The organism is Arenimonas sp., assembly GCF_019459675.1.
Classification (GTDB): Bacteria; Pseudomonadota; Gammaproteobacteria; order Xanthomonadales; family Xanthomonadaceae; genus Arenimonas.
The window spans coordinates 1-10797 of record NZ_JAIBFH010000136.1; the positions used below are offsets into that span (position 1 = coordinate 1).

Genomic DNA, 10797 nt, shown 5'->3' on the forward strand with positions numbered 1-10797 from the left:
GTCAGCGGCGACGCCGCCAAGAACGCCTGGCTTGCTCGCGTCGACGCCGCCTGGCAAAACCTGGGGCTGCCGGCCGACCTGCCCCCCCCCCCCCCCCCCCCGCCCCCCCCCCCCCCCCCCCCCCCCCCCCCCCCCCCCCCCCCCACGTCCCGTCGCCGCGCGCCACGGGCACGATCGAAAGCTTCCAGCCCATGCCTTCGCGCCACGTCGCGGCGCGCCGCATCGATGTCTGGCTGCCGCCGTCGTATGCGCTGCAGCCGGAGCGACGTTACCCGGTGCTGTACCTGCACGACGGCCAGAACCTGTTTGACGGCGCGCTGTCCTACGGCGGCGTGGACTGGGACATCGACGGCGTGATGACGCGCGAAGTCGCGGCGGGCCGCGTGCGCGAAGCCATCGTAGTGGGCATCTGGAACACGCCGTCGCGCTTCCAGGAATACATGCCGGCCAAGGCCGTTCCGCCGGGGCCGATCGCTTCGGGCGTGGCGGGGTTCGACACCGGGCTTGCGCAGGACCTGCAGTCGGACGCCTACCTGGCCTTCCTGGTGGAAGAGCTCAAGCCGCGCGTGGACGCGCGCTACCGCACCCTGTCCGGTCCCGCGGACACGGCGGTGATGGGCTCGAGCATGGGCGGGCTGATTTCCCTGTACGCCCTGGCCGAGTACCCGGCGGTGTTCGGTGCGGCCGGCGGCGTTTCCACGCACTGGCCCGCGGGGGACGGCGCGGTGGTGGACTGGCTGGCGCAGCGCCTGCCGGCGCCGGGCGCGCACCGGCTGTACTTCGATTTCGGAACCGTCGCCGTGGACGCCAGCTACGCGCCCTACCAGGCGGCGATGGACGCACACCTGCGCCAGCGCGGATACGTCCAGGGCCGCGACTTCGTGACGCGACGCTTCGAGGGCGCGGCCCACAACGAAGAGGCCTGGCAGCGCCGGGTGCATGAGCCGCTGCAGTTCCTGCTGGGCCCGCCGCGGGACTAGTGGGCGGGTTCGATCACCAGGGTCGCTTCGTCCAACACTTTCGGGTCGGTGGTGGCGCCGCCGCCGAACTGGTGGCCGCCGGGTTCGGGCTGCAGCGCGCGGTAGGCACCGTCGTAGTCCCAGGTGGTGACGTGTACGCGTGCACCCGTCAGGTCTTCAGGAAAGGCCATCGACTCCGCGGGCAGCGTCACGGTAATCGTGTGGCGTTCGCGGTCCACCGCCACCTGCGGCGCAGGAATCACGCCGCTGCCCTCCAGCGTGGCCGTGGCGCCTTCCGCTGAGAACCCCGCGCTGGTCCAGCCGCCCAGGCGCCAGCGGTAGTGCCAGCGCTGGTCGCCGGGCAGGGACGCCTGCTGCAGGGGCATCACCCGGGCGCCGCCGTCGCGGCCGGGCAGGGTGAGGAAGACGGTGAAGTTCACGTGGTCGAAGCCGTTGGGCGGGTTCCAGTCCGCGACCACGCTGGCCATCTGCATCGTGAGACGCAATGAACCGCCCGACACCTCGGCCTGAAGCGCGCGCAGGTCGCCCGGGCGATGCTGCCGCCAGCCCGCGCTGGCGGGGTAGACGTAACGACCGCTGCGGCCGGTGTCGTCGCCGGCGGCATCGCTTACGCGGCCGGCCAGCCGCCACAGCGGATCCACGGTGAAGTGTCGGCCCTGCGAAACGACGCCGGTGCCCGGGGCCCACGCCACCACGCGATGCCGCACCGACGGGTCCACCCAGCGGGCGGTGTCCAGCGTGGCGCCCCAGCGGCCGTCCGGCCCGGGCCGCACGCGCTGCGCGCTGCCGATGGCTCCGTCCACCAGCAGTTGGAACCCGCGTACGCCGGACGCTTGTCCGCTCAATACCAGCGCGCCGCGTCTGGGCGTTCCGGGCAAGGGATCTAGCGTGATGGCGCCGGCGTGGGGCGTCGCCACGGCGACGGCATCGACATCGCCAGCCAGCCACACCAGGCCCGCGCGCGGTGGCAGCACGACGGTCAGCCGGCCTTCGGCATCCAGCTGCGCCGGCGGCGCCGGCCCGGCGATGGCATGAAGCAGCGAAAGCGTAGTGCCCGGCGCCAGGCCGGTGTCGAGGTTGTCGAGCAGGCGCGGCTGGTCATCGGTGTTGAACACCACCAGCGCCGACTGGCCTTCGTGGTCGGTGCGCCAGGCCAGCACGCCGGCACCGGCCGCACTGTCGCGCAGCACGGTGGGCGCGCCGCGGGAAAGCAGCGGCTGCGCGCGCCGCAGCGCCGTCACGTCGGCCAGGAAGCGATACAGCGGCGCCCCGTGGTCGAAGTGGTCGCGCCCGCCGCTGCCGTAACCGCCCGCGAACATCGCCGTGCGCTGTCCCCGGAAGCCCTGTTCGGTGCCGTAATAGATCACCGGGATGCCGGGCAGGGTCATCATCGCCAGCAGCGCCTGCCTCAGCCCGGCTTCGCTGCCGCCGGCCAGGAAGCGTTCGACGTCGTGGTTGTCCACGAAGGTCGGCATCCGGTGCGGGTCGGCGTGGATGGCCATCGTGCTGCGGATGCGGTGCGCCAGCTCGGCGGTGGGGCGCCCGCGCGCGAAGACGTCGCCGAAGCCACCGTACAGCGGGAAGTTGATCATGCCCGGAAGAATCGGGCCCTGGGCGTCGCGCAGGTAGCCGTCGATCTTGCGCGCAAGGGTGTCCGCGTAGGGTTTGTCCACGCCGAAGCCTTCGCCGAACACGTGGAAGTCCGGATTGCCGGCCGCGCGCGCGACGGCCAGCACGCCCGGCGCGGCGGCATCGTCGGCATGCAGGAAGTCGCGGAAATAGTCGGCCGGCACGTGGAAGGCCGTGTCCACGCGGAACGCATCCACGCCCACTTCCCGGATCCAGTGGCCATAGCTGTCGCGCAGGGCGCGCCGCACCTGCGGGTTCTCCGTGTCCAGGTCGTCCAGGTCCGCCAGCGCGTGCCCGAGCTCCTGCTCACGGCGGGTGAAGTCAGCGATCGGTGGGGTCCAGTGATAGATGCCGGCGGCGCGGTCGGCGGCGCGGCGTGGATCGTTGAGGCTGAACGGTGACTGCGTGGGCGCCGCCATCGGGCGTGAAACGGTGTTCGCCCAGTAGCCCGTGGCCGGATCGGCGGGGTCACGCGTGTGGTCGTACCCGAAGAAGTTCCCCGTGTGGTTGACCACGATGTCCTGCACCAGCTTCATCTCGCGCGCGTGCAGTGCATCTGCCAAAGCCCGGTACTCCGCCAGCGTGCCGAAGTGGGCGTCCACGGACTTGAAGTCCGAGGCCCAATAGCCGTGGTAGCCGCCGTAGCCCACCTTGCCGTCCCACCACTGGTTGGCCACGGGTGGAGTGATCCACACCGCGGTGGCGCCCAGGCCCTGGATGTAGTCCAGGCGCCGCCGCACGCCGGCCAGGTCGCCGCCGCTGAAGTGGGCGGCGCTGGCGGGGTCGTATTCACCTGCGCCCTGGTCGTTGTTGGACGGGTCGCCGTCGTCGAAGCGGTCGATCATGACGAAGTAGATAACCTGGTCGCGCCAGTCCGACGACGCGGCGGCCGGCGCGGCTTCGGCCGCTGCCAGTGCGCCCGCTGTGCAGGACAAGGCCAGCAGGGTGCTGGCGAAACTCAGGCATCTGATCTTCACGCGACCGGTCTCCGGGCTGGCACTCGCCATGGTTTACCCCATCCGCATGCGCGCGCATGACGCCGGTTCGTGCGCCGCGCCGTGAATACGTATGCAGGGCGTCCCCCACGCCAGAAGCCGGGGCTACTATCGCCCTCAGCCACGACGGCATGCACTGTCGGGCGCGAAATTCCCGCGGTATCTGGCAGGCAACAGGGAGCCTCCGGCGGGCACAGGCTTTACCCACCAACGTGTCCCGGGAGGGGAGATGTTGAAAATCAAGCGCAACATGCTGAGCGTCGCACTCGCATCCGCGATCATCGCGAGCTCCGGCCAGGTCCTCGCGCAATCCGCGCAGGAGATCGAAGCCACCGAAGCCGCCAAGGCAAAGGCTGAAGCCGACGCCAAGGCAACGGCCGAGGCCAAGGCGCAAACCCAGCGCGACATCCAGGCCACCGAAGCAGCCAGGGCGCAAACCCAGCGCGATATCCAGGCCACCGAACAGGCCAAGGCCGCCACGGTGCTGGACACGCTCGAGGTCACCGGCATCCGCGCCGGCATCGAGAACGCCATCGAAACCAAGGAAACCTCGACGTCCATCGTCGAAGCGGTTTCCGCCGAGGACATCGGCAAGCTTCCCGACACCAGCATCGCCGACTCGATCGCGCGACTGCCGGGCCTGACCGCCCAGCGCGATCGCGGCCGTGCCTCCGAAATCAACATTCGCGGCCTGGCCGGCGACTTCGCCGCCACCACGCTCAACGGCCGTGAACAGGTCAGCCTGGGCAACAACCGCGGCGTCGAGTTCGACCAGTACCCGTCTGAGCTGATGAGCCAGGTGGTGGTGTACAAGACCGCCGACGCGTCGCTGGTGGGCCAGGGCCTGTCGGGCACCGTGGACCTGCAGACGCTGCGTCCGCTGGACTTCTCCGAGCGCAAGATCGCGGTCAACGCGCGCGGCGACATGAGCAAGCTGGGCGACGAGAAGTCGTACGGCAACCGCTTCAGCCTGTCGTACATCGACCAGTTCGCCGACAACACGGTGGGCATCGCGTTGGGCTATGCGCGCCTGAACAACCCCAACCAGGGCCATCAGTTCGAGGCCTGGGGTTACAACGCCGGCCAGCTGGGCGGCGGCAAGCTCTACGACTTCGAGAACCAGAACACCCGCGACGGCCTGATGGCGGCCATCGAGTACAAGCCGACCGACACTTATTCCACCATCTTCGACTTCTACTACTCGCGCTTCGACAAGGAAGAAATCAAGCGCGGCATGGAGTTTGGCGGCGGCACCGCCACCAACCAGGTGCGCGACGCCGACGGCACCGTGACCTCGTTCGACTTCTCGGGCTTCGACCCGGTGATGCGCAACGACTTCAACGGCGCCGAGGACACCCTGGCGTCCTTTGGCTGGAAGCAGGAGTTCAAGGTGGGCGACGCCTGGTCGATCGACCTCGACCTGAGTGCGTCGCGCGCCGATCGCCAGGAGCGCATCCTCGAGACCTACGCCGGTTTCCCGGCAGGCATCAGCGACTCGGGCAGCGCGCGCTTCAACCCGGACGGCTACTTCGAGTTCGATTTCGGCTTCGACTACGGCAACCCGGCGAACTTCGTGCTCACCGACGCCGGTGGCTGGGGCCAGGACGGCTACGTCAAGGACTTCGAGGTCCGCGACAACCTGATGGCCGCCCGCCTGGACTTCGAGCGGACGTTCGAGGAGGGCATGATCTCCAGCGTGGCGTTCGGCGCCAACGTCACCGACCGCGAGAAGAGCCGCGCCTCCAACGAGAACTTCCTGTGCCTGGTGGCCTGCCGCGACGGCGCCACGCTGGCCATCCCCGACAGCCTGCTGACCGGTTCAGGCTTCAACTTCGCCGGCCTGGAATCGCTGCTGGGCTATGACGCCCGCGCTGCGCTGGAGTCGGTGTACGCGCTTCGCGGCAACACCAATGGCGACATCGCCAACAAGAACTGGAGCATCGACGAGACCGTCACCACGCTGTTCGTCCAGGCCAACATCGACACCGACCTGGGTTCGGTGCCGGTGCGCGGCAACATCGGCCTGCAGGCGGTGCAGACCGACCAGCGTTCGGACGGCTTCGCCACCTACGACGGCAACCCGGTCGGCGACCCCATCAGCGGTGGGGCCACCTACACCGAGTACCTGCCCAGTCTGAACCTCAACTTCAGCCTGCCCTGGGAGCAGAAGCTGCGGTTCGGCGCCGGCCGCCAGATGGCGCGTCCGCGCATGGACCAGATGCGGGCCAACGCCGGCTACGGCATCGACCGCGGCCGCGACATCTGGTCGGGCGGCGGCGGCAATCCCGAGCTTGAGCCGTGGATCGCCAACTCGCTGGACCTGTCGTACGAGAAGTACTTCGGCGGCCGTGGCTATGTTTCCGCCGCGTACTTCCACAAGGACCTGCGCACCTACATCTACGACCAGGTGGTGCCGTTCGACTTCAGTGGCCTGGCGATCCCGCCCGGCACGCTGCCCGCGGACATCCCGCCGTCGAACATCGGTGAGTTCACTTCGCCGCAGAACGGCGAGGGCGGAAGCCTCAAGGGCCTCGAGCTGGCCGTGTCGGTGCCGTTCGACCTGCTGTGGCAGCCGCTGGAAGGCTTCGGCATGCAGGCCAGCTACACCGACAGCACCACCAGCATTTCGCCCGACGGCCCGGGAACCAGCACGTCGCTGCCGGGCTTCTCCAAGTACACGTCCAACGTGACGCTGTACTACGAGCGCTATGGCTTCTCGGTGCGCGGCAGCCGCCGCAGCCGTTCGGAGTTCCTGGGTGAAGTGCAGGGCTTCGGCGGCGACCGCACCCGCATCCTGTTCGCAGGCGAGGCGGTGGTGGACTTCCAGGTGGGCTACACGCTGCAGTCGGGCCCGCTCAAGGACCTGTCGTTCCTGGCCCAGGTGAACAACCTGACCGACGAGCCGTTCCGTTCGACCTACGACGGCCTGGATTCGCGTCCGCGCCAGTTCTTCGAATACGGCCGCAACTACCTGGTCGGCATCAACTACAAGTTCTGAGACGCTGTCTCTCCCCAACCCGCCGGCCCCTGCCGGCGGGTTTTTTTATGGCGCTTCCCCGGTTGCGGTGGCTGGCGCCGGCGCGGTACCCACCGCCAAGACGAAGGTGCTGGCGCCGGACCCCGCATTGGGGCGCGGAAGCTTTCACGCGCCCGCCTGTAGGAAAGTCAGGTGCTGCGCTTGAGGCGCGGGGCCACCATCGGCACGGTGAGCATGGTGCTGGCCACGGCCATCAGCAGCAGCGCGGTGAACGTGCCGGCGGCGATGACGCCGCGGTCGAGCAGGATGTTGGCGAAGATGATCATGATCAGCGCCTTGGTCTGCAGCAGCCAGCCGATGAGGGTCGCTTCGCCCTTGGGCCAGCGCAGCCACCTGCCCGCCAGGTGGACGCCGGCGAGTTTTCCGCCGACCGACGCCACCAGGAGCAGCGCCGCCGCTGCGAACACCGCGCCGCCGCCCAGCGTCCACTGTGTGCGAAGTCCCGTGCTGAGGAAGAACACCGGCATCACCACCAGCAGCAGGTGCGTGCGCAGCAGGTCCAGGTGTTCGGCATTGAACCAGCGCCGGTCCATCACCGCACCGGCCAGGAAAGCGCCCACCATGTAGTGCAGGCCCGACCAGTCGCCGGCGAAGCCGCAGGCCGCCAGCCAGACCATGGAAACGTACCAGCGGTCGCGCTCAGGCAGGCGCGGCACCAGCTTCGCCAGCGCCCACGCCGCCAGCGAGAAGCCGCCCAGGAATATCGCCTGCCGGCCCAGCCGCTCGTAGTCGAGCAGGATCAGCGCCAGCACGCCCCAGATCACCACGTCGTCCAGGCTGGCGTAGCGCAGCACGCGCTGGCCCAGCGGCTCGCGCAGGATCGCCAGCTTTTCCATGAACAGGATCAGGATCGGCAGCGCCGTGACCGCGCAGGCCATGCCCACGCCCAGCACGAACTGCCAGGAGTGCGCCTGCGGGCCGGCCCAGGCCGCGTCCTGCGCCAGCATCACCGCCGCCGCGCCGCAGCCGAAGGCCAGCGGCACGGCCAGCGCCAGCCCCGCGGTGATCGAAGTTTCGCCGCGCTTTTCCCAGGCTTCGCGCAGGTCCAGCTCAAGCCCGGCCGTCCACACGAACAGCATCACCGCCCAGGCGGCGATGGCGCCCAGCTGCGCAATCACGTCGGGCGTGAACACCGCCTGGTAGTAGCCCGGGAAAATCGCGCCCAGCACGCCCGGGCCCAGCACGATGCCGGTGACGATCTGCACCACCACCAGCGGCGCGAAGCATTCGGTGCGGCCCAGACGCCAGACCAGGTAGGGCAGGCCCAGGATCAGCGTCATGGCCAGCAGCATGCGTTCGATCGGGGTCATGCGCGGCGGTTTCCCTGGCGGTGGTATGGCGGCAAGATGCCTGCGCGGCAGGGCGGTCGTCGCGTGAATACGTATGCACGCGGCGGGCTGCCGGGTCGTCGGCAGCCTACCATCGGGTTGTCCATCAAAAATGCGCCCGGCCGAACCCGGACCGAGGCGCGCAACACGACACATCGGCGCCCCGCGCGCTTCCCTGGGAGGGGAACCATGACCCGCAAGCCGACGCTGTCGTTCTGGCAGATCTGGAACATGTCGTTTGGATTCCTGGGGATCCAGTTCGGCTTTGCGCTGCAGGGCGGCTTCATGTCCCGCATCTTCCAGACCCTGGGCGCGGACAAGGACGCGCTGCCGCTGCTGTGGATCGCCGCGCCGCTCACCGGCCTGCTGGTGCAGCCGATCGTGGGCTACTTCAGCGACCGCACCTGGCATCCGATCCTGGGCCGCCGGCGCCCCTACTTCCTGGTGGGCGCCATCCTGAGCTCGATCGCACTGGTGTTCATGCCCTACTCGTCGACGCTGTGGATGGCGGCCGGCCTGCTGTGGGTGCTGGACGCGTCGATCAACATCAGCATGGAGCCGTTCCGCGCCCTGGTGGCCGACAAGCTGCCCGAGAAGCAGCGCTCGTACGGCTTCGTGCTGCAGACGCTGATCATCGGCATCGGCACCTGGGTGGCCAGCAACCTGCCCTGGCTGGTGGCGCAGATGGGCGTGTCCAACGTGGCCGGCCCGGGCGTGGTGCCGCCGTCGGTGAAGATGGCGTTCTCGATCGGTGCGTTCGTGTTCCTGGCCAGCATCCTGGTCACTATCGTCACCACGAGGGAATACCCGCCCGAGGATCCGGAGCGCTTCGCGGCTGAGAGAAAGTCCGGGCGCGGCATGGTCGGCGAGATCGTGCACCACGTGCTGAACATGCCGGCGCAAATGTTCGCCATTGGCACGGTGCAGTTCTTCAGCTGGCTGGCTTTCTTCTCGATGTGGAGCCTGGCGACGCCGGCGCTCACCGAACACGTGTTCAGGGCGCCGGCGCCGGACGTCACGGCCTTCGACATGGCGGATGCCGCGCAGGCGGCCGCGTTCACGCAGGCCAACGGGGCCTTCCAGGACGCAGCGGACCTGGTCGGGTCCTACATGGGCTACTACGGACTGTCGTCGATGGCCGTGGCGCTGCTGCTGAGCTTCTATGCCGCGCGCCGGCCGCTCAATCGGCGCGCCGTTCATTTCGGTGCGCTCGTGCTGGGCGGCCTGGGCTTCCTGTCGATGGCCTGGGTGACGCAGCCGGTGTACCTGGTGGGCTCGTTCGCGCTGGTGGGCGTCGCCTGGGCCAGCATCCTGTCCATGCCCTATGCACTGCTCGCCAGCAGCGTGGACGAGGAAAAGATGGGCATCAGCATGGGCATCTTCAACATGTTCATCGTGATCCCGCAGATCGTCGCGGCGACGCTGCTGGGTCCCAGCCTGCGCCATCTGTTCGACAACCAGGCGATCTACGGAATGATGATCAGCGGCGCCAGCCTGATCATCGGTGCGCTGTGCCTGGTGCGCGTGCGCGAGCCCGTGGCGGCGCATGAACCGATCGCCGAGACGCACTGAGGGCCTGCCGATGAAACCCATCCTGATTTCCGTGCTTGCCAGCGCCCTCGTGGCCACCGCCTGTGCCGCCCCCGGCACGCGCCCCGAAGCGCCGGCCGGTGCCTCCGCGGCCGATGCCACGGCACCCGCATTGTCCTCGCCGCGCGTGGCCGCCACGAGTTACTACGGCACGCTTGAGCCCATGGCCGAACACGCGGTGTACTTCGTGGTGACCGACCGCTTCGTCAACGGCGACCCCGGCAACGACCAGCGCGACCAGGGCGGGAAGCACCGCAGCTTCGACATCCCGCTGCCCTGCGGCGGCCCGGAAGGCGACAACATCGGCTATCTGGGCGGCGACTTCCGCGGCCTGCTGGACAACGCGCCCTACATCCGCGACCTGGGCTTCGGCGCGGTGTGGATCACGCCGATCGTGGACAACCCCGACGAAGCTTTCACCGGCGGCGACCCGATCAGCTGCACCAGCTTCCTCACCGACCAGGGCAAGGCCGGCTACCACGGCTACTGGGCCAGCAACTTCCACACCGTGGACGAGCACCTGGAAAGCCCGGGCCTGGCCTTCGCCGACCTCACGCGCGGCCTGCGCGGACAGGGCCTCAAGACGGTGCTGGACATCGTTGCGAACCATACGTCGCCGGGCTGGACCATGCCGGTAAAGCAGCCGGGCTTCGGCCAGCTGTTCGACAAGCACGGCACGCTGATCGCCGACCACGGCAACCTGCCGCCGGACCAGCTGGACCCCGCCAACCCGCTGCACGCCTTCTACAACCGCAAGCCCGACCTGGCCCAGCTGTCCGACCTGGCCGCCGACAACCCGGCCGTGATGGACCACCTGGTGGACGCCTACCTGCAGTGGATCGACCAGGGCGCGGACGCGTTCCGCATCGACACCATCCGGCACCAGCCGCTGTCGTTCTGGAAGACCTTCGCCGACCGCATCCGCGCCCGGCATCCGGGCTTCTTCATGTTCGGCGAGGCCTTCGACTACGAGGCCGCCAACATCGCGCCCTTCACGTTTGCCGAAAACGGCGGCATCAGCGTGCTCGATTTCCCGGTGAAGCAGGCGCTGTCGGAGGCCGTGGGCCCCAAGGGCGCCGACTTCGCCACGCTGCGGGCGCCGCTGGCGCTGGAAGAGGGCATCTACCAGAACCCGTACGACCTGATGACCTTCTACGACAACCACGACATGGCGCGCCTGGATGCCACCGACGACGGTTTCATCGACGCCCACCACTGGCTGTTCACCGCGCGCGGCA

General features: G+C 68.9%; 7 protein-coding genes. 4 read left to right on the forward strand and 3 right to left on the reverse strand.

The genetic code is table 11. The features are described from left to right. A partial coding sequence (locus K0M70_RS04885; RefSeq protein WP_290780031.1) for a hypothetical protein occupies positions 1 to 206 on the reverse strand: 206 nt, incomplete at its 3' end. On the opposite strand from K0M70_RS04885, the gene K0M70_RS04890 reads away from it, so the two are divergent. Further along, entirely contained in the window at positions 192 to 980 is a 789-nt protein-coding gene (locus tag K0M70_RS04890) for an alpha/beta hydrolase-fold protein (protein WP_290780034.1), read from the forward strand. The genes K0M70_RS04885 and K0M70_RS04890 overlap by 15 nt on opposite strands. Here the strand turns inward: K0M70_RS04890 and K0M70_RS04895 are convergent. Continuing rightward, entirely contained in the window at positions 977 to 3586 is a 2610-nt protein-coding gene (locus K0M70_RS04895) for an alpha-amylase family glycosyl hydrolase (protein WP_290780037.1), read from the reverse strand. The genes K0M70_RS04890 and K0M70_RS04895 overlap by 4 nt on opposite strands. Before the next feature lie 247 nt (positions 3587 to 3833). Here K0M70_RS04895 and K0M70_RS04900 point away from each other — a divergent pair, with 247 nt between their 5' ends. Next, positions 3834 to 6602, forward strand: coding sequence for a TonB-dependent receptor (locus K0M70_RS04900; protein ID WP_290780040.1), 2769 nt, complete (start codon positions 3834 to 3836; stop codon positions 6600 to 6602). Between the two features lie 167 nt (positions 6603 to 6769). On the opposite strand, the gene K0M70_RS04905 is transcribed toward K0M70_RS04900, so the two are convergent. Beyond that, on the reverse strand, positions 6770 to 7951 hold the full coding sequence (locus tag K0M70_RS04905) for a cation:proton antiporter (RefSeq protein ID WP_290780042.1): 1182 nt from the start codon (positions 7949 to 7951) through the stop codon (positions 6770 to 6772). Between the two features lie 207 nt (positions 7952 to 8158). On the opposite strand from K0M70_RS04905, the gene K0M70_RS04910 reads away from it, so the two are divergent. Then, positions 8159 to 9541 carry an MFS transporter gene (locus K0M70_RS04910; protein ID WP_290780044.1) on the forward strand — a complete coding sequence of 461 codons (1383 nt, stop codon included), beginning with the start codon at positions 8159 to 8161 and terminating at the stop codon, positions 9539 to 9541. Between the two features lie 10 nt (positions 9542 to 9551). Next, on the forward strand, positions 9552 to 10797 hold a 1246-nt coding region (locus K0M70_RS04915), incomplete at its 3' end, for an alpha-amylase family glycosyl hydrolase (RefSeq protein ID WP_290780046.1).